Source organism: Pedococcus soli (genome assembly GCF_054782575.1).
In genome coordinates this window covers 331,330-350,900 of the sequence record NZ_BAAGSF010000005.1, presented here as the reverse complement: position 1 = coordinate 350,900, position 19,571 = coordinate 331,330, and the positions used below count along the sequence as shown (strand labels likewise).

Sequence of the window (19,571 nt, the reverse complement as noted above, 5' to 3'; positions counted from 1 at the left end):
GAGCTCGACCACCACGGCCTGCCCGACCCCGTCGACGACCACCCCGTCGACCACCGCCACGGCCACCGCGGCATCGACGACGAAGCTGCCCACGCCGTCCACCACGACCGGATCGTCGGCGACGAGCAGCACGAGCACGTCGTCCACCTCCGTGACGACGGCCACCGGGACGACCTCGGCAGGGAGCGCGACGAGCGCCACGTCCGGGGACTCGTCCCCCGGGTCCTGCGCGGCTCCCACCGACACCCCGTCGACCGGCAACGGTCTCGGCCTGGTGGTTCGCCCGACGAGCTGGCCGACTCAGCCGACGATGTCGAACCTCACCGTGCTGGTGCTGATGTTCGCCTCGGTCAGCCTGATCTTCACGCGGGTGCCGAGGGCGTGGTCGCCCGTCGCGTTCGCGAGGACCGCGGGCTCGTCGACCTGAACCACCAGCCGGCCCTTGTCCCGCTGGTCGACGACCATCGCGTCGAACACCTCACCCACACGGTCCTCGAGCGAGGCTGCCTCGACGGCATCCGCGCACCCGCGCTCGACGGCACCGGCCACCTTGTCCGAGGCGGCCATCACCTCCGGCAGTGACGCGAGCGCCTCGCGCGCCCAACCGGGCACCTCGGTCCCGGCGCTGATCGCCTCGCAGATGGCCAGGCCGAACCGGTCGACCAGCCGACGCAGGGGCGCGGTGACGTGGGCGTAGGCGGCAGCCACGGCCGAGTGCTGCGGGTCCGCGGGGACCGTCCCGTCGAACGGCGTGTAGCCGGCACCGCGGAACAAGGCGGTCGCCTCGTGGATCAGGGCGAGGTGCCGGGGGTCGGTGCGGTCCAGCGTGCGCAGGAACTCGCCGTACGGCACGTCCTTGCGCCACTCGACGCCGAGCGCCCGGCTGGCGTGCCGGAAACGGGCGACCGCGCCGTCGTCCGGGGCGGGCATGGTGCGCAGGATCCCCACCTTCGCGCCGAGCATCAGGTCGGCGGCCGCCATACCGGTCATCAACGAGATCTGGGCGTTCCAGTCCTCCGCCGCCAGCGGCGGGCGGAAGTGGGTGCGGTAGTGGCCGTTCGCGTCCTCGGTGACCTCCTGCTCGGGCATGGGCAGGCTCGCACCGCCCCGCTGGCGCTCGAGCTCGAGGCGGCGTGTGCCCACCTCCTTGAGCAGCTCCAGGCGCTCGTCGGCGCCGCCGGCGTCGACGGCCTGCTGGACGTGGTCGTAGTCGTAGCGGTCGGTGCTGCGGACCATCGCGCGGTAGAGGCTGGTCAAGGTGGTCGTGCCGTCGGCGCCGAGCCGCAGGTCCCAGACGAACGCCGGTCGCACCTGGTCGGGGAGCAGGCTCGCGGCACCCTCGCTCACCACCGGGGGGTGCAGCGGGGTGCGGTGGTCCGGCGCGTAGATTGTCTGCCCACGCCGGCGCGTCTCGGCGTCGATGGCGCCCCCCGCCCGGACGAACGCCGGGACGTCGGCGATGGCGTAGCGGACGCGGTAGCCCTCGCCCTCGCGCTCGATGTGCAGGGCCTGGTCGAGGTCCATCGACCCGGGCGGGTCGATGGTGCAGAAGGCGACCCCGGTCTCGTCCCGCTCGGGCAGGTCCGGGGCGGCCGCGACCTGCTCGGCCTCAGCCTGGACCTGCGGCGGAAACTCCTTCGGCACCGCGTTCTCGGCGCGCACCGCGTCGAACCGGGCCTGGAGCTCGGCGGACTGGGCCACGGCCTTCGCGGCCACCGGCTTCTCGACCTGGATTCGTCGTTGGGGCATGCCGCCAACCTATCCAGCGGACCGACGCGGCACCCGTCGGAGGCCGGACCTAGGCTTGCCCCGTGCTGATCCTGCTCCCTCCCTCGGAGTCCAAGACGGGCCGGTCCCGCGGCCGCCCGGTCGACCCCGGGACCCTGAGCTTCCCCGAGCTGACCGACACCCGACGCGCCGTCGTCGACGCGGTGGCCAAGGTGAGCGCCCACCCCTCTGCTGCGGAGGTCCTCGGCGTCAGCCCCAACCTCACCGCCGAGATCGCCCGAAACACGGTGCTCGACAGCGCACCGTCCCTGCCCGCGTCTCGCGTCTACTCCGGGGTCCTCTACGACGCCCTCGGCCACGCCTCCCTCGACCCGGCGGCCAAGCGCCGCGCGAACCGGTGGGTCGTCGTCGTCTCGGCCCTCTACGGTGCGGTGCGCCCCACCGACGCCATCGCGCCGTACCGGCTCTCGATGGCGGTGAACCTGCCCGGAATCGGCCCCCTTGCCAGCGCGTGGAAGCCCGAGCTCGCGCAGGTGCTCCCCGAGGTCGCTGGACGTGGGCTGGTGGTCGACTGTCGCTCCAGCACGTATGCCGCGGCGTGGACTCCGCAGGGCGCCCTCGCCGACCGCTGGGTGCAGGTGCGCGTTCCCGGTGCCACGCACATGGCCAAGCACACCAGGGGCCTGGTCACCCGGCACCTGTGCCAGGTGGGCCGGGACGTGCGCAGGGTCTCCCAGCTGCTCGACGTCCTCGACGACGCCTTCGAGGTCGCGCTGACCCCGCCCGAGCGGCCCGGTCGGCCGTGGGTCCTCGACGCGACGGCCCGCTCCCTGACCTCGACGACCACCGCGTGAACGGCACCGAGCTCGCCGACCTCGTCAGCCGTGTCGCCCCGGTCCTGATCTTCTTCGTCGCGATCACCGTCGTGGCCGAGATCGCCGACGCCGCAGGCGTGTTCGACGTCGCTGGGCACTGGACGTCGCGGGCCGGTCGGCACCGAGTACCCCTGCTGTGGTTGCTGTTCGTCCTCCTCGCGGTGGTCTGCACGGTCTTCCTCAGCCTCGACACCACCGCCGTCCTGCTGACACCGGTCGGGCTCGCCATCGCGGCGCAGCTGGGCATCTCGCCCCTGCCGTTCGCGATGACGACGCTCTGGCTGGCCAACACGGCCAGCATGCTGCTGCCCGTCTCCAACCTCTCGAACCTGCTGTCGCTGCACCACTTCGACGAGCTGGGGGTCGGTCACGCCGGGTACGTCCGCCTGGCCGCCACCCCGGCGCTGGCCGCGGTCGTCGGCACGCTGCTCGTGCTGTGGGTCTTCCACCGCAAGGACCTGCGCGGTCGTTACGAGCCCGACGCGCCGCCGGAGCCGCACGACGCGGTCATGCTCCGCGTCGCCGGCGGGGTCTGCCTCGCCGTGGGCCCGCTCTTCGCCCTCGGCCTCGCCCCCGCCTGGGTGTCCTCCGTGGCCGCCGCCGTCCTGCTGGTGCTGGTCGCGGTGCGGGACCGTCCGTTGCTGCGCCGGCTGGCCCTCCCGTGGCAGATGGCCCTGGGCGTCGCGGTGCTCTTCGTGGTCATCGACGTGGCGCTGCGCCACGGCTTGCAGCCGGTGCTGGAGTCCCTGACGGGCACGGGCACCGACGCGGCTGCCCTGGCGCGGGTGGCCGGCAGCGGCGCCCTCACCGCCAACGTGGCCAACAACCTCCCGGCCTACATCGCCCTGGAGTCGGTCACGGCCGACGCGCCACAACGGCTGATGGCCCTGCTCATCGGGGTCAACGTGGCGCCCCTGGTGACGCCGTGGGCGTCCCTGGCGACGCTGCTGTGGGCCCAGCGCTGCCGGGCTCGCGGGCTGACCGTCAACCCGTGGCGGCTGGCGGCCCAGGGCCTGGCCTGCGCCGTGGTCGCAGGCGGCCTGTCCGTGGCTGCGCTCGCCGTCGCCGGCTGACCCGAGGCGCGGCACGTCGTGCGTGTCGCCCGTCAGCCCGGCAGGCCGCGGAGCAGGTCCTCGATGACGTCCTGGGGGTCCTCCAGACCGACCGAGATGCGGACCGTGCCGTCGGTGATGCCGACGGCCGCGCGCGCCTCGGGCGTGAGCCTGCGGTGGGTCGTCGTCGCCGGGTGCGTGACCATCGACTTCGCGTCACCGAGGTTGTTGCTGATGTCGACGACCTGCAGCGCGTTCATCAGCGCGAACGCCTCGGCCTTGCCCCCGTCGAGCTCGAACGTCACCACGGTGCCGCCGCCGAGCATCTGCCGCTGCGCCAGCTCGTGCTGAGGATGCGACGGCAGCCACGGGTAGAGCACCTTCGTCACCGACCGGTGGGCCTCCAGGGCCTCCGCGACGGCGAGGGCGTTGGCCGCCTGTTGGCGCACCCTCAGGCTCAGCGTCTCCAGGCCCTTGACCAGGACCCACGCGTTGAACGGCGACATCGCCGGTCCGGTGTGCCGCATGAGGTTCTTCACCGGCCCGTCGACGAACTCGGACGTGCCGAGCACGGCTCCGCCGAGGGTGCGGCCCTGGCCGTCGATGTGCTTGGTCGCGGAGTACACGACGACGTCGGCACCGTGGTCGAGCGGACGGGAGAACACCGGCGTGCCGAAGACGTTGTCGACGACGACCTGGGCCCCGGCGGCGTGCGCCAGGTCCGACACGGCCCGCATGTCGACGAGCTCCTGCATGGGGTTGCTCGGGGTCTCGAAGAAGACCGCCTGCGTCGGCACGGACAGCGCCTCGCGCCACTGGTCGAGGTCCGGTCCGTCGACGAACACCGTCTCCACGCCCCACCGCGGCAGGATCTCGTCGAGGATGACGAAGCACGAGCCGAACAGGCCGCGCGAGGACACCACGCGGTCCCCCTGTCCGAGCAGCGCAGCCAGGGCGACGAACACCGCCGACATGCCGGACGCGGTCGCGAAGCAGGCCTCGGCACCCTCGAGCTGGCGCAACCGCTCCTCGAACATCGACACCGTCGGGTTGCCGTAGCGCGAGTAGATGAAGTGGTCGACCTCGTCCTTGAACGCCGCCTCGGCCTGCTCGGCACTCTCGTAGACGAAGCCGGACGTGAGGTACAGCGCCTCGGACGTCTCGTCGAAGTTGCTGCGGGACAGGCCTCCCCGCACCGCGACCGTGTCCGGTCGGAACGAGCGGCCCTCGGTCATCCCTGCCTCCACGGCAGCCCCGAGTTCTTCCAGCCGGAGACCGAGCGGTGCCCCTGGTCGTCGTGCGGTCCCTCGAAGCCCTCCGTGACGTTGTAGGACGGCTCCAGCCCCGCACCGGTGGCGGCCTCCGCGGCGGCCACCGAGCGCACGCCAGAGCGGCACAGGAAGTAGATCGGGGCACCGTCGGGCAGGCCCGCGTCGCGCAGCTGCTCGACGAAGTCGCCGTTCACCGCTCCGTCCGGAAAGCGTTGCCACTCCACGCAGATGACCTTCTTGCCCAGCCCGGTGAGGTCGGGCAGCCCGACGTAGTTCCACTCGGCGCTGGTGCGCACGTCGACGAGGACCGCGTCCTCGTCGGCCGCCAGCGCGGCATACGCATCCTGGGGGGCGACGTCTCCTGCGTAGCTCATGTCCCCAGCGTAGGACGGACCGCCACATGGCGAGACGACCCGGCCACATCGTGGGCGGGTCGTCCGTCCCCTCAGGTGCGGTTGGTGAACGCGACCGAGACGTTGCCGTCCGGCCAGACCTCGAGCGCCGTGAGCGAGCCCGGTGCCGCGGCGAGCCGCCAGATCCGGTCGTGCGGGATGCCCAGCACGTGCGCGAGGACGACCATGATCGGCTTGCGGTGGCAGACCACGACGGTCGTGCCGCCCGCGGCGACCACGCGCTCGTACGCGGCGAGGACGCGCTCGGCCAGCTCCAGGTGGGTCTCCCCGCCCGGACGGGCATATGCCGCGTCGCTGCGCATGCGGTCCAGCTCGTCGGCCTGCTCGCGGGCGAGGTCGTGGACGCTCACGCCGTCCCAGTCGCCGAAGTCCTGCTCGTCCCAGTCCTCGTCCTGCTCGGCGTCGACGCCGATGGTCGCGGCGACCGCGGCACCCGTCTGGACGGCGCGGGCCAGCGACGACGTGACGACCCGTGCGTCGGCGCCCCCCAGGAGGTGGGCGACGGCGGCTCCGGCGGCCCGCGCCTGGGCACGACCCGTCTCGTTGAGGGAGGGGTCCGCGCCGCCCCGACCGTCGAGCTGGGCGTGCACGGTGAAGTCGGTGACGCCGTGGCGCACCAGCACGAGGCGGGTGGGCGTCCCCCGGCCAGCAGCCGGCGGCAGGGCCGTGGAGGCGGGGTTGGGGTCGATGATCTCCTCGACGAGCTCGTCGGCCGACGTGTCCCCCTCTGCCACGGCCGCATCGCCCAGCATCCGGTCGATGGTGCGACCGTCCATGCCGTCGTTGGACAGGGCGTCCGCATCCTTGTTCTTCTCACGGGGGATCCACGTGTAGGACACCGAGCCACCACCGCGGCTGATGAGCGCGGCCAGCTCGCGGGCCTCGAGGGCCAGTCGCCGCATGTCCTCGTGCTTGATCTTCCAGCGGCCCGACATCTGCTCGACGACGAGCTTGGAGTCCATGCGCGCCTCGACGTGGGCGCCGGGGTCGATGCGTTGGGCGGCCCGCAGCCCGGCGATCAGGCCGGAGTACTCCGCGACGTTGTTGGACTCCTTGCCCAGCGGCGCAGCGCCCTCCCAGAGGACCGTGCCGCTGGCGCGGTCACGGACGAGCGCACCGTAGCCGGCGACCCCGGGGTTGCCCCGGGAGCCGCCGTCGGCCTCGACGACGAGCTGACGACCCACCGGTCAGAGGCCGGACTCGGACGTGCGGACCAGGATCCTGCGGCACTCCTCGCAGCGCAGCACCTCGTCGTCCGGGGCGGCCTTGATGCGGTTCATCTCGACGTTGTTGAGCTCGAGCTGGCAACCACCGCAGCGTCGCTGGCGCAGGGCCGCTGCCGCCAGTCCACCGGTCTGGGTGCGGATCTTCTCGTAGAGGGCGACCAGGTCGGCGCCGACGCCCGCGACGGTGTCGGCCCGGGGGGCGGAGACCTTGGCGGCCTCGGCCTCGAAGTCCTTGAGGGCGTCGTCCTTGGCTGCGGAGGCCGCCTCGAGCTCGGTCGCGAGGGCCGCCCGCTCCGCCTCGAGCCGGGCCACAGCGGCCTCGGCGGCCTCGGCCCGCTCCATGACCTCGATCTCGACGTCCTCGAGCTCGGCCTGGCGCCGGTTCAGGGAGTCGAGCTCGTGCTGGAGCGCCTGCAGGTCCTTGGCGGTGCCGGTACCGGCGTCGAGCCGCGCCCGGTTCCGCGCTGCACGGTCACGCACCAACTGCACGTCGGTGTCGGCCTTGGCCACCTCGCGCTGCACGTCGCCCAGGGCCGTCTGGGCACGGACGAGGTCGGAGTCGAGGGCCGCTGCGCGCCGCTCGAGCTCGGCGAGCTGGGCTCGCTGCGGCAGGTTCTTGGTCGCGTGGGCGATCTGGTCGAGACGGGTGTCGATCGCCTGCAGGTCCAGGAGCCTCCACTGACGGGACGGGTCGGCTTTCAGGACGTACCTCCGGGCGGCTCGGCACCGACGACGAAGGTCCACGGGTCGGTGCGCAGTGTGGAAATGTGAGTCTCCACTCTAGAGGCCGACGGGTCCCCGTCCGCAAGCGCCGCCTCCAGCCGCTGCGCGGCCTCGGTGAGCCACAGGGACTCGGTCGCCCAGTGCCCCGCGTCCACCAGGTATGGCGTGCCGCCGCGGGCCTCCTCGCGCGCCTCCAGCACGGGGTGGTGGCGCAGGTCCGCAGTGACGAAGACGTCGGCTCCCGCAGCCCTGACGTGGTCGAACATGTCGTCCCCCGCACCGCCCATCACGGCGACACGCTGGACCCTGGCTCCGGGTGGACCCGCCACCCGGACGCCCCCCGCCGAGGGCGGGAGCGCTGCACACAAGGCGGTGGTGAACTCGGCCAAGGTGTTCGGGGCGGGGAGGCTGCCGACCCGGCCGAGGGGCTGCCCCTCGACCACGGCGAGCGGCTCCACGTCGGTGAGCCCGCAGGCGGCCGCGAGCGCGTCGTTGACGCCGGGCTCGGCGACGTCGGCGTTGGTGTGGGCGACGTACAGCGCGATGTCGTGCACGACCAGGGCCGTGACGCTCGCCCCCTTGGCCGTCGAGGTCGCCACGCTGTGGATGCCCCTGAGCAGCAGCGGGTGGTGGGTGACCAGGAGGTCGGCGCCGAGCTCGCGCGCCTCGTCGATGACCGCCAGCGTGGGGTCGACGGCGAACAGGACCCGCGACACCGGCTGCTCGAGGTCGCCGGACACCAGGCCGACCTGGTCCCACGACTGCGCCGTGGACGGCGGGTAGAAGCCCTCGAGGGCGTGGACGGCGTCGGCGAGGGTGGGGTGCACGTGGGCCCGGCCGGGCTCGAACCGACGACACCCGCGGTGTAAACGCGGTGCTCTACCAACTGAGCTACAGGCCCTCCGCACGGTCGACCCAGCCGAACCGCGCGGCGCCATTGTGTCAGGTGGGCAGGGGTGCGAGGGAAATTTCGGCAGGCGGGGCGGGATGTGGTGATTTTCCTTCCCAAAGGCCCCCACGCGGTGCAAGATGCCCCTCATTGTGGTCTCTCGCAGAGAGAGGTCCCTGAACCCGGCTACTCCGCGGCCGGGTCAGAACATGGAGGAAAAATGACTCATCGCAGGATCACGGGGCGCGCTCTCCGGGCCGCCGCGGTGGTTCCGACGTTCGCGCTCGTCGCCACCAGCCTCGCGGCTGTCGGCGCAGCGGGCACCTCGTCGGCCGCCCCCGCACCCGCGCCGGCCAGTCCCAGTGCCGCCGCAGGAGGCAGCACCTACCTGAACACCGTGGCCCCCCGGGCCGAGCAAGCCTTCGGCACCGACACCCGGGTCACCAAGGACAAGAAGGTGCTGGCCCGCCAGGCCGCCGTCCTGGAGAAGGCCAAGAAGTACGACGCCAAGCACGCCAAGGGGAACCCGGTCGCCGCACGCGGCCTGGCGAAGATCGAGGCGCAGTCGCTGCGCACCGGCCAGAGCCCCGCGGCGATCAAGAGCAAGTTCAAGCAGGCCCCTGCCATGCAGGAGGCCAAGCTGCTCACGATCCTCGTCGAGTTCAACGACAAGGCGAACGACGACTTCCGCACGTCGATGGTCCCGAGCGAGTTCGGCTCGGACACCTGCAAGCTGGGCTCCGTGCAGAACGGCCCGAAGCACAACACCATCCCCAACCCGGCGAGCGCCCCGCTGCTCGACAACAACTCCATGTGGGTCAAGGACTTCTCGTCCGCGCACTACAACACGATGCTCTACACCAAGACCGGCATCACCCAGCGTGTGCGCACCGACCTCAAGGGCCCTGACGGCAAGCCCGGCTTCGACATCTCCGGCTACACGATGAAGAACATGTACGAGGAGATGTCCAAGGGCGCGTACACCGTCGACGGTGCTGCGACCCCGTGGATCACGGTGCCGCACTCGGAGGCCTACTACGGCGCCACCCGGTGCCACCAGGACGAGAACGGCGTCTGGACCTACGACGCGATCCAGGACATGCAGGGTCACCCGAGCAACCCGCTCGGCGCCGGCCAGCTGCCCATCGACGCCGTGGCGGCCCTCGCCAAGGCCCAGCCGAACTTCCCCTGGGCCGACTACGACCTCGAGGACCAGGGCGACGTCGACGGTGACGGCAACTTCAACGAGCCGGACGGCGTCATCGACCACGTCGTGCTCGTCCACGCCGGCTCGGACAAGTCCGGTGGGGGCGGTGCCCAGGGCACCTACGCCATCTGGGCGCACTCGTCGGCCGTCGCCGGTGGCGCTCCCGTTCCCGGGACCAACCTCAAGCTGAGCAACTACATCGTGCAGCCGGAGGACTCCGGCGTCGGTGTGTTCGCCCACGAGTACGGTCACGACCTCGGTCTGCCGGACCTCTACGACACCGCCAGCGGCGGCGACTCCGACGTCGACTTCTGGGACCTGATGAGCTCCGGCTCGCACTCGGGCCCGATCTTCCAGTCGATGCCGACGCACATGGGCATCTGGGACAAGTACGTCCTCGGCTGGGCCGACCCGAAGGTCATCAACCCCGGTGACCCGCGTCAGTCCGTCCTCGTCGGCCAGTCGTCGCGCACGCCGCGTGGCACGCAGGACGGCCTCAAGGTCAACCTGCCGAACAAGACCATCACCCTCGCGACCCCGCACAGCGGCGCGAAGATGTGGTTCTCCAGCAGCGACCAGTCGTGGGCCGACAACACCCTGACCCGCACGGTCAGCGTCCCGGTGGGCTCGACCGACGCGAAGTTCTGGATGTGGAACAACTACTCCATCGAGGAGGACTGGGACTTCGGCTTCGTCGAGGTCTCGACCGACGGTGGCGCCACGTGGACCGAGCAGAAGGTCTACGACACCACGGGCGCCGAGGTCAGCACCTCCGACACCTACGCCGACCCGAACGGCAACCTCAAGACCTTCGGCAACAAGAAGTACGGACTCACCGGCGCCACCGACGGCTGGGAGCACCACTACGCGAAGGTCACGCCCTACGCCGGCAAGACCATCCAGGTCCGCCTGCACTACGCCACCGACGCCGCCTTCGAGGACCGTGGCTGGTTCGTCGACGACCTCTCGCTCACCAACGGTGCGAGCACGGTCTGGAGCGACAACGCCGAGGCCAACAACGGCTGGACCGCCAAGGTCGGCACGCACGTCGACACCACCGGTGCCGGCTGGATCCTCGACACCGGCACGCAGACCAAGGCGCAGTACTACCTGGTCGAGTGGCGCAACTTCGACGGGTTCGACAAGGGCCTGCAGTACGGCTACGACACGACCTACCAGGCCAAGGGCGCGTGGAACGTCGAGAAGATCAAGTACAACGCTCCCGGTGCCCTCATCTGGTACCGCGACACCACGTACGGCAACGCCAACCACGTGCTCAACAACCTCTCGGACCTCCCGAGCGAGGGCACCAAGGGCGGCCTGCTGATCGTCGACAGCCACTTCGACCCGCTGCGCCGCACCGGCGCCGCGGCAGCGCTCGACCCGACGCTGCTGAAGAACCTGCCGTCGCGCCCGCAGTCGTCCAACGCCGCGTTCGGCCTCGTGGGGACCTACCCCTTCAAGGAGTGCGTGACGAACGACGCGGTCACCAAGACCGCGTGCAACACCTACCCGAAGCAGGTCGCGGTGCGGACCTTCACGGACAACAAGGGCTGGTACCCCGGTATCGAGTACCGCCCCGACCTGGACGCGAAGAACCCGTACTTCTACCGCGACGCTGACGCCTCGGTGGTCGTCCCCTCCAAGGGCAACTCGCCGTACACCGTCAAGATCGTGGACAAGAACGGCAAGCTCCTCCCGGCGCAGTACGGCGACGGACTCGGCACCGGCAACCCGGCGGACTCGAAGGTCGGCTACGGCACGACCATCACCGTCGCGATGACGATGCAGAACAACCAGATGGCGCGGCTCATGGTGACCCCGCCGAAGAAGTAACCAGCACCGAACGAACCAGGGCCGGTATGCCGCACACGCGGCATACCGGCCCTGTCGTCGTCGGGGGCGCCGGGAGGACCCGGCACGCGCTCAGGCGAGCTCGCGCAGCGCCTCGTGGTAGCCGGTGAAGTCGCGCGCCTGGCCGATCTCGTTGACCAGGGACCAGCGGACGACGCCCTCGCGGTCGATCAGGAAGGTCCCGCGGACGGCGGCGCCGGCACCCTCGTGCAGGACGCCGAAGGACTGCGCGACGGCCCCGTGCGGCCAGAAGTCGGACAGGAGGGGGAAGAAGTACCCCTCCTTGTCGGCCCAGGCGCGCTGGGTGAACATGTGGTCGGTCGAGATGCCGAGCACCTGGACGTCGTCGGAGACGAAGGCGCCGAGATTGTCGCGGATCTCGCAGAGCTCGCCGGTGCAGATCCCGGAGAAGGCGAACGGGTAGAAGACCACGACGACGAACTTGTCGCCGCGGAACGAGGACAGCGTGACGTCCTGGCCGTTCTGGTCCTTGAGGGTGAAGTCGGGGGCGATGTCGCCGACAGCGAGCGGTGAGGTCATGGCTGGCAGTCTGCCAGCGAACTCAGCGCCGGGCCGACTTGGGGGCGACGAGCCGGGTCGCGGTCCAGTCCTCGCAGGCGTTGACCGTGCCGGACGTGTGGAGGCCGCCGGTGGTGGCGGCCTCCTCGATGTCGCTGGCCTGGACGTGGCCGGGACGGCCCGCCTTGGGGGTGAGGATGACGATGAAGGCACCGTCGGCCAGGTTGGTCAGGGCGTCGACGACTGCGTCGACGAGGTCGCCGTCGTCCTCGCGCCACCAGATGAGGACGGAGTCGGCCACGTCGCCGTAGTCCTCGTCCTCCAGCTCGGTGCCGGTGAGGTCCTCGATGGCGAAGCGGAGGTCGTCGTCGACGTCCGTGTCGTAGCCGAATTCCTGGATCACCTGACCTGCGGTGAACCCCAGACGGTCGGCCCCACCGTGCGGCGCCGCCTGTGCGGACGTGCTCACGTGCCTTCTCCTGTTTCTCGTCGTCGACCTCGGTGGTCGGGGACTGTGGCGCACAGTCCACTCTGTCCGGGCCGTTTGCGCAACCAACTCCACAGAATCGTCGCAGATCAGCCGCGATCTGGACGCCGTCGTGCCCCGCGCGACCGCCTGCCCGCCCACGGCGCGGGCGCGCCAGAGCCGGGTTAGGGTCGCCGTATGGCCACCCCCAGCGACCTCACCAGCACCGACCCCCTGGCCACCGCCGACCCGACGGGGGCGGCCGAGGCGCACCAGCCCAAGCAGTGGGCGGCGGGGCTGCCGGCGGTGGTCAACTCGTTCCGACACGGCGTCGAGCAGATGGGGCTGCCGCGGACGGCACGGGTCTTCGGGCGGCTCAACCAGGACCAAGGCTTCGACTGCCCGTCCTGCGCCTGGCCAGACCCCGAGACCGACGACCGGCACGTGGCCGAGTTCTGCGAGTCGGGGGCCAAGGCGGTGGCCTGGGAGGCGACCAAGCGGCGCGTCGACCGCGAGTTCTTCGCGAAGCACCCCGTCGCAGCGCTCGACGAGCAGAGCGAGTGGTGGCTCGGGCAGCAGGGCCGGCTCACCGAGCCGATGCACCTGCGCGCGGGCGGGACCCACTACGAGCCCATCTCCTGGGACGCCGCCAACGAGCTCATGGCCCGCCACCTCAAGGCCCTGCCGACCCCGGACGACGCCGTGTTCTACACGTCCGGCCGCACGAGCAACGAGGCCGCCTTCCTCTACCAGCTCATGGTCCGCGCATACGGCACCAACAACCTCCCCGACTGCTCCAACATGTGCCACGAGTCCTCGGGCACGGCGATGAGCGAGCAGATCGGCATCGGCAAGGGCGCGGTGACGCTGGAGAGCCTCGAGCAGGCCGAGCTCATCGTGATCGCCGGGCAGAACCCCGGCACGAACGCCCCGCGCATGCTCACCCACCTCGAGAACGCGAAGAAGAACGGTGCCGTCATCGTCGCGGTCAACCCGCTGCCCGAGGCGGGCCTGATCCGGTTCAAGAACCCGCAGACGCCGCGCGGCATGATCGGCCCGGGCACGGCCCTGGCCGACGACTTCCTCCAGATCCGGCTCGGGGGCGACCACGCGCTCTTCCGCGCCGTCGGCCACCTGCTCGTGCGGGCCGAGGAGTCCGCGCCCGGGACCGTCCTCGACCGGGCGTTCGTCGAGTCGCACACCGCCGGGTACGACGAGTACGCCGCTGCGGTCCGCGAGATCGACTGGGACGCAACGCAGCTCGCCACAGGACTGCAGCGCTCGGAGATCGAGGCGCTGGCCCAGCGGTTCGTCGAGTCGAAGGCCACGGTCGTCTGCTGGGCCATGGGGCTGACCCAGCACGTGCACGCGGTGAACTCGATCCAGGAGGTCGTCAACGTCCTGCTCCTCCAGGGCAACATCGGCAAGCCCGGGGCCGGACCGTGCCCGGTCCGCGGCCACTCCAACGTCCAGGGCGACCGCACCATGGGCATCTGGGAGCAGATGCCGCAGACCTTCCTCGACGCGCTCGAGGCGGAGTTCGGGTTCGCCCCGCCGACCGACCACGGTGTCGACGCCGTCGCCACCGTCCAGCGCCTGAGGGACAAGTCGGTCCGGGTCTTCTTCGGCATGGGCGGCAACTTCTCGATGGCCACGCCGGACACCCCCGTGGTGCACGAGGGCCTGCGCGCGTGCGACCTCACCGTGCACGTCTCCACGAAGCTCAACCGGTCGCACACCGTCACCGGGCGCGAGGCGCTGATCCTGCCCTGCCTCGGCCGCACCGACCGGGACGCGACCCCGCGGGGGCACCAGGGCGTCACCGTCGAGGACTCCCAGGGCCAGGTCCACCTGTCGCAGGGGCGCCTCGATCCCCCGTCGGACCAGTGCCGCTCGGAGGTCGCCATCGTCGCGGGGCTGGCCGAGCGCCTCGTGCCCGACGTGGGCTCGGTCGACTGGCGTGCGCTGGGTGAGGACAACGACCTCGTCCGCGACCACATCTCCCGGGTCGTCCCGAACTTCGAGGACTACAACAGCCGGGTCCGCGAGCCGGGTGGCTTCCTGCTCCCCCACAAGCCGCGCGACAGCCGCGAGTTCGACACCCCGTCGGGGAAGGCCGAGTTCCTCGCGCGCGACGTCCCGATGCTCGAGGTGCCCGAGGGGCGGCTGCTGCTGCAGACCATCCGCAGCCACGACCAGTTCAACACGACGATCTACGGCCACGCCGACCGCTACCGCGGCATCAGCGGCAACCGCCGCGTCGTGCTGGTGAGCCCCGAGGACCTGCACCGGCTCGGCTTCCACCAGGGGCAGGTCGTCGACGTCGTGAGCGAGTTCGAGGGCACCGAGCGCCGGGCCGAGGGCTTCACCCTCGTGTCGTACCCCACGGCCCAGTCGTGCGCGGCGGCGTACTACCCCGAGACCAACGTGCTGATGGCGGCCGACCACGTGGCCCTGCGGTCCAACACCCCGGTCGCCAAGGCCCTCGTCATCCGCCTCGAGCGCCGCTGACCTCCCGCCCGCCGCTGACCTCCGCCTGCCGTATGGCGCGTCAGCTGCGTCGGCGCGCCAGCCCGGACCGCACGACCTGCTCCTCGAGCAGGCGCTCGGCCTCGGGCAGGTCGAGGTGGGCCACGACCGGGCTCACCGGCCCGGGTGTCGACACCAGGGTCACCGAGGCCACCCGCTGCGAGCGCTGCACGGGCCCCTGCGACACCTTGAGCGACTGCACGCGGGCGTGCGGCACGAACTGCGCCACGCGCCACAGCCGACCCCGGCGGGTCACCAGGACCTCGGGGGCGACCGTGTAGCCGAGGCGGCGCCACCCGACCGGGTCCAGCCGACGGGCCCGTGCGGTGGCCGTGGTGAAGCCGTGGTCGCCGCCCTCACCGAGCAGGGCCGCCGCGGCCATCTCCCTGGTGGTTCCGGGCAGCACCAGCACGATGACCTCGAGGACCTCCGCGAGGGTGCCGACCGGCAGCAGGACGGTCTCGGTCGAGTCCTCGCCCCGGCCCGCGCCGGCGACGTTCATCTGCAGCCGCCACCACCCCGTCAGCCGCCACGGCAGCGGCTGGCTGGCCTGCACCGCCTGGATCCGGTGCAGCGGCACCGTGGTCGCGCGCAGGTCGGTCAGGCCGTGCCGGATCCGCAGCCGGTCGCCGCCGTGGAGCAGCTCGAAGTTGCCCTCCTGCAGCAGTCGCTTGAGCTGCCCGCTGCCCACCGCCAACGTGGCCGGGCCGAGCCACGCGACCATGCCCCCGATCCCGGCGATGAGCGACCCCACCAACCCGGGGACGGCGAGGACCAGGAAGAGGCTCTGGCCGGTGTAGAGCACGGACTGGACGACCCTGGAGTTGGGCACGAGGACGACGCGGCGTCCGAGTGGTGCGGCGGCGTCGGTGGGTACGTCGCCAGGGGCGACGGCCGAGCCGGGCGTGGGCGTGTCGGTGGTGCCGGCCAGCGACATGAGCTGTTCGCGGACCTCCTGGGCGCGCGTGTCGGCGAGGAAGGACAGCTTGAGCTGGGAGTCCTTGCCCCCGGCCGACTGCACCACCACCTCGGACAACCCCGTGAGCCGGGCCAACAGGGGTCGGCCCACGTCCACGGCCTGGATCCGGTCGAAGCGCACCTGACGGTGCTGGCGGAAGAGGAACCCCGTGCGCAGCTCGATGAGGGTGGCGCCGAGGCGGTAGCGCGAGAACCGCCAGGACAGCCACGACCCCGCGATGATCGCCACCAGGACTCCCAGGACGGCCAGCGCAGCCCAGCCGAGGTGTCCCCGCGTCGGGTCGTCGGCGGCCGCGCCGAAGAGCGTGTCGAGCTGCTGGGAGACGAGGTAGGCCACGACGGCGGCGAACGCCAGCCCGCCCCGGAGCAGCGGCGACAACGGGTGCAGGTGCTGCCACGGCCGCTCGACCGCGTCGGGGTGCGGCTCGCTCACAGGCCGGCCCGCTGCGACTCCCCGCGGGCGGCGAGCCGCTCGCGCAGCCGCTCGGCCTCGGCGGTCGGGAGACCGGGGATCTGGCCGCCGCTCTCGGGCGAGGCCGTGTGCAGCTCGACCGTCGCCATGTCGAAGCGCCGCTCCAGCGGCCCGGACTGCACGTCGACGTACTGCAGGCGGCCGTACGGCACCGACACGACCGACCGGAACAACCGGCCGCGACGGACGACCAGCTCCTCCGCGCCCTCCGCCCAGCTGATCGCCGACACCTGCCGGCCGACCACCCACCACGCCCAGCCTCCGGCAACGGCCACGACAGCCACGGGCACCCAGGTCCACGACCAGACGAAGACCGCGAGGACGACGAGGACCACCAGGACCGGGACCAGCACGATCCCGAGGACCAGGTGGCGCGCCGTGGCGAGCCGCTGCGACACCGGCTGCCACGGCATACCGCCGTCGTCGTAGAGCCGCACCGACGCGAGCCCGGTCGGGGCGGCGCTGGGGTCCGGTGGGTACAGGTGGGGCGCGTCGGTCACGCCCCCAACCTAGCCGCCGAAGAGCTTGGCAGCCTTGAGGATCGTCTGCCACAGGCCGTACGCGAGCGGCGTGCCCACGACCAGCCAGGCGGCCGTGACGACGAGGGGGTTGGTGGTCGAGGCCGCGGTGGCGGTGGCGGTGGCTCGGGTGTCGCTCATCGAAGGGCTCCTTCGTCGACGGTGTCTGAGGCGCGGGCGTCAGGAGCGGACTCGCTCGTGGCGCCGGCGTCGAAGTGGTCCCGGCTGACGTCGGTCACCAGGAGGTTGGCGACGAACCCGACGACGAGGACACCGACCATCGTGAACAGCGCCGGGCGGTAGTCGCCGTTGGTCAGGCTGCCGGGCTTGCCCGCAGCGTCGAGGAACCCGTTGACGATCAGGGGTCCGGCCACTCCGGCGGCCGACCAGGCGGTGAGCAGCCGGCCGTGGATGGCGCCGACCTCCAACGTGCCGAACAGGTCCTTGAGGTAGGCCGGGATCGTCGCGAACCCGCCGCCGTAGAAGGACAGGATGACGGCCGCCAGCAGGACGAACAGCCCGGTCGAGGTGTGGCCGACGGTGGCGAGCAGGAGGTAGGTCACGATGCCGACGCCGAGGTAAATCATGTAGATCGGCTTGCGCCCGATGAGGTCGGACGTGCTCGACCAGACGAACCGACCCGCCATGTTGGCCAGCGACAGCACCCCGACGAAGCCGCCGGCGGCGGCCGCCGTGACGGTCGAGGTCTTCCCGTCGCGGAAGAAGTCCTGGATCATCGGCGCAGCCTGCTCGAGGATGCCGATGCCCGCGGTGACGTTGCAGAAGAGCACGACCCAGAGCAGCCAGAACTGCTTGGTGCGAATGGCTTCCGACGCGCGAACCATGGCGCCGTTGCGGCCGGTCATCTGGCCCGCCGGGGTCTTCGTGCCCGCGGCGTCGGTCGACTCCGGGGGCACCCGGATGAGCGAGGCGCCGAACAGCATGAAGACGAGGTACGCGACGCCCAGGACGAGGAACGTCATCGTCAGGGCGTGGCCGTCGGCGACCGAGCCGGTCTTGCCGTCGAAGCCGGAGTCGAAGGTGCCGAGCAGCTTGTTGGACAGCGGCGAGGCGATCAGCGCACCGCCACCGAAGCCCATGATGGCCATGCCGGTCGCGAGGCCGGGGCGGTCCGGGAACCACTTCATCAGCGTCGAGACCGGGGAGATGTAGCCGATGCCCAGCCCGATGCCGCCGATGACGCCGTACCCCAGGTACAGCAGCCAGAGCTGGCTGGTCGCGATGCCGAGCGAGCCCACCATGAAGCCGATCCCCCAGCAGAGGGCCGCGGCGACCATGGCCTTGCGCGGCCCTTCCCGCTCCACCCAGGTGCCGAGCACAGCGGCGGACAGGCCGAGCATGACGATCGCGATCGAGAAGATCGCCGCGACCGGGGTCTGCGAGGTGCCGAAGTGGTCGACGAGGGAGGTCTTGAAGACGCTGAACGCGTAGACCTGACCGATCGACAGGTGCACCGCGAGCGCGGCCGGCGGGATGAGCCACTTGCTGTAGCCCGGACGGGCGACCGAGCGGCTGCGGTCGAGGATCGACATGCACATACCTCCTTGTACGTGGCAATGCCCCCACAGCAGGACGAAGCGGTGCAGGAGCCGCGGTTGACGCTACCCCGGGTCGCGAACAACCGCGCGGCAACTGGTCTCCGGCACGAGGACGAGGCACGCGGACGAGGCACGAGGACGAGGCACGAGCACGGGACACGAGGACGGCTGCGGACCGGGCCGGGCGAGCGGCGCGCGGCCGCGCCGCATACCGTGGCGCCATGGGCAGGGTGACGCAGCGGACTCCGGCGATCCGGCTCGAGGTGACCCCCGAGGGAGTGGTGTCGCGGTCGCGCCCCGACACGGTCGCCGTCGAGGAGCCGCTGGAGATGCGCGTCGACGGCACCTCGATCTCGGTGACCATGCGCACGCCCGGCGACGACTTCGACCTCACCCTGGGCTACCTGCTCACCGAGGGCGTCCTGCGCCACGGCAGCGACGTCGCGCAGATGATGCACTGCCTCGACGAGGACGAGAACGGCTCCCCCACCTACAACGTCGTCGACGTGACGCTCGCCCCCGACGTGACCGTGGACCTCTCGCGCAGCGAGCGGAACCAGTACACGACCAGCGCGTGCGGCGTGTGCGGCAAGACGAGCATCGAGGCCATCACCACCCACCGCCCGTATGCCGTCGACTCCGACGCCGTTCGCCTCGCCCCTGCCGTCCTGGCGGGGTTGCCCGACGTCCTGCGGACGCAGCAGAAGGTGTTCGACAAGACCGGCGGCCTGCACGCGGCAGGGTTGTTCACCCCCGAGGGCGAGCCCCTGGTGGTCCGCGAGGACGTCGGCCGCCACAACGCGGTCGACAAGGTGATCGGCTGGGCCGGCCGCGAAGGGCGGCTCCCCCTGAGCGGACACGTCCTCGTCGTGAGCGGCCGGGCCAGCTTCGAGCTGGTGCAGAAGGCCGTCATGGCCGGGATCCCTGCCCTGGTCGCGGTCTCCGCGCCGTCGTCGCTGGCGGTCGGGTTGGCCCGCGAGGCGGGGCTGACCCTGGTCGGCTTCGCCCGGGCCCCGCGGCTCACGGTCTACTCCGGCGAGCACCGGCTCGACCTCGACTGACCCGGTCGTCGGGTCGCCACCGCGTCGCCACCGCCTCACCGTCGCTTGATCACCGACTCACCGTCGCGTGGCCACGGCGTCGTCGCGGCGCCCGGCCCCACCACCGCGGCACATATATGTGGGCGCCTGCTCCGGATACTGGCCAGTAGCCCCGACCGGGTTGTGACCGACGCCTCCCGAGGGGGGAAGATAGGGGCTGGTCGCAGGCAACCCCGCGACCGTGGCGCGAGA

Annotated in this window: 17 protein-coding genes and 1 tRNA gene; 5 read left to right on the top strand and 13 right to left on the bottom strand. The window is 71.5% G+C overall.

The genetic code is table 11. The features are described from left to right. Positions 1-300: 300 nt before the first annotated feature. Positions 301-1,749 (bottom strand): RNB domain-containing ribonuclease, encoded by a 1,449-nt coding sequence (locus ACYVKF_RS14785; RefSeq protein WP_460967396.1) that lies wholly within the window; start codon positions 1,747-1,749, stop codon positions 301-303. A gap of 62 nt (positions 1,750-1,811) precedes the next feature. Here ACYVKF_RS14785 and ACYVKF_RS14780 point away from each other — a divergent pair, with 62 nt between their 5' ends. Continuing rightward, positions 1,812-2,582, top strand: a complete 771-nt coding sequence (locus ACYVKF_RS14780) for a YaaA family protein (protein ID WP_460967394.1) — start codon at positions 1,812-1,814, stop codon at positions 2,580-2,582. After that, the gene (locus ACYVKF_RS14775; RefSeq protein ID WP_460967392.1) at positions 2,579-3,676 is read left to right on the top strand and encodes an SLC13 family permease; all 1,098 of its coding nucleotides are present in this window, start codon (positions 2,579-2,581) and stop codon (positions 3,674-3,676) included. The genes ACYVKF_RS14780 and ACYVKF_RS14775 overlap by 4 nt, the downstream gene beginning before the upstream one ends. Positions 3,677-3,708: 32 nt before the next feature. On the opposite strand, the gene ACYVKF_RS14770 is transcribed toward ACYVKF_RS14775, so the two are convergent. The 6 genes from ACYVKF_RS14770 to ACYVKF_RS14745 form a co-directional block, all read right to left on the bottom strand. Next, positions 3,709-4,890 carry an O-succinylhomoserine sulfhydrylase gene (locus ACYVKF_RS14770; protein ID WP_460967390.1) on the bottom strand — a complete coding sequence of 394 codons (1,182 nt, stop codon included), beginning with the start codon at positions 4,888-4,890 and terminating at the stop codon, positions 3,709-3,711. Beyond that, on the bottom strand, positions 4,887-5,300 hold the full coding sequence (locus tag ACYVKF_RS14765) for a rhodanese-like domain-containing protein (protein WP_056917588.1): 414 nt from the start codon (positions 5,298-5,300) through the stop codon (positions 4,887-4,889). Before ACYVKF_RS14765 ends, ACYVKF_RS14770 begins: the two co-directional genes overlap by 4 nt. Before the next feature lie 71 nt (positions 5,301-5,371). Continuing rightward, entirely contained in the window at positions 5,372-6,523 is a 1,152-nt protein-coding gene (locus ACYVKF_RS14760) for a bifunctional RNase H/acid phosphatase (RefSeq protein WP_460967388.1), read from the bottom strand. 3 nt (positions 6,524-6,526) lie between these two features. Beyond that, positions 6,527-7,309, bottom strand: a complete 783-nt coding sequence (locus tag ACYVKF_RS14755; RefSeq protein ID WP_369796245.1) for a zinc ribbon domain-containing protein — start codon at positions 7,307-7,309, stop codon at positions 6,527-6,529. Further along, a complete protein-coding gene (locus ACYVKF_RS14750) occupies positions 7,264-8,115 on the bottom strand; it encodes a Nif3-like dinuclear metal center hexameric protein (protein ID WP_460967387.1) in 852 nt (283 codons plus the stop codon). Before ACYVKF_RS14750 ends, ACYVKF_RS14755 begins: the two co-directional genes overlap by 46 nt. A gap of 1 nt (position 8,116) precedes the next feature. Continuing rightward, positions 8,117-8,189, bottom strand: a tRNA-Val gene (locus ACYVKF_RS14745). Between the two features lie 208 nt (positions 8,190-8,397). Between ACYVKF_RS14745 and ACYVKF_RS14740 the strand changes: the two genes are divergently transcribed. Next, on the top strand, positions 8,398-11,220 hold the full coding sequence (locus ACYVKF_RS14740; RefSeq protein ID WP_460967385.1) for an immune inhibitor A domain-containing protein: 2,823 nt from the start codon (positions 8,398-8,400) through the stop codon (positions 11,218-11,220). Between the two features lie 90 nt (positions 11,221-11,310). Here ACYVKF_RS14740 and ACYVKF_RS14735 read toward each other — a convergent pair whose 3' ends face one another. Both ACYVKF_RS14735 and ACYVKF_RS14730 read right to left on the bottom strand, forming a co-directional pair. After that, a complete protein-coding gene (locus ACYVKF_RS14735; protein WP_056917591.1) occupies positions 11,311-11,778 on the bottom strand; it encodes a peroxiredoxin in 468 nt (155 codons plus the stop codon). Positions 11,779-11,800: 22 nt separating this feature from the next. Beyond that, positions 11,801-12,226 (bottom strand): DUF3052 domain-containing protein, encoded by a 426-nt coding sequence (locus ACYVKF_RS14730; protein ID WP_056917592.1) that lies wholly within the window; start codon positions 12,224-12,226, stop codon positions 11,801-11,803. 195 nt (positions 12,227-12,421) lie between these two features. Here ACYVKF_RS14730 and ACYVKF_RS14725 point away from each other — a divergent pair, with 195 nt between their 5' ends. Next, entirely contained in the window at positions 12,422-14,734 is a 2,313-nt protein-coding gene (locus tag ACYVKF_RS14725; protein WP_460967382.1) for an FdhF/YdeP family oxidoreductase, read from the top strand. Positions 14,735-14,774: 40 nt separating this feature from the next. Here ACYVKF_RS14725 and ACYVKF_RS14720 read toward each other — a convergent pair whose 3' ends face one another. The 4 genes from ACYVKF_RS14720 to ACYVKF_RS14705 are packed head-to-tail and all read right to left on the bottom strand — an operon-like array spanning position 14,775 to position 18,273. Beyond that, positions 14,775-16,163, bottom strand: a complete 1,389-nt coding sequence (locus ACYVKF_RS14720) for a PH domain-containing protein (protein ID WP_460967380.1) — start codon at positions 16,161-16,163, stop codon at positions 14,775-14,777. After that, positions 16,160-16,702, bottom strand: coding sequence for a PH domain-containing protein (locus ACYVKF_RS14715; protein WP_235529263.1), 543 nt, complete (start codon positions 16,700-16,702; stop codon positions 16,160-16,162). Before ACYVKF_RS14715 ends, ACYVKF_RS14720 begins: the two co-directional genes overlap by 4 nt. Positions 16,703-16,711: 9 nt before the next feature. Next, positions 16,712-16,861 carry an MFS transporter small subunit gene (locus ACYVKF_RS14710; protein WP_460967378.1) on the bottom strand — a complete coding sequence of 50 codons (150 nt, stop codon included), beginning with the start codon at positions 16,859-16,861 and terminating at the stop codon, positions 16,712-16,714. Next, entirely contained in the window at positions 16,858-18,273 is a 1,416-nt protein-coding gene (locus ACYVKF_RS14705; protein ID WP_200947841.1) for an L-lactate MFS transporter, read from the bottom strand. Before ACYVKF_RS14705 ends, ACYVKF_RS14710 begins: the two co-directional genes overlap by 4 nt. 227 nt (positions 18,274-18,500) lie before the next feature. Between ACYVKF_RS14705 and fdhD the strand changes: the two genes are divergently transcribed. Further along, on the top strand, positions 18,501-19,340 hold the full coding sequence (fdhD, locus tag ACYVKF_RS14700) for a formate dehydrogenase accessory sulfurtransferase FdhD (RefSeq protein WP_056917595.1): 840 nt from the start codon (positions 18,501-18,503) through the stop codon (positions 19,338-19,340). Positions 19,341-19,571 lie beyond the last annotated feature (231 nt).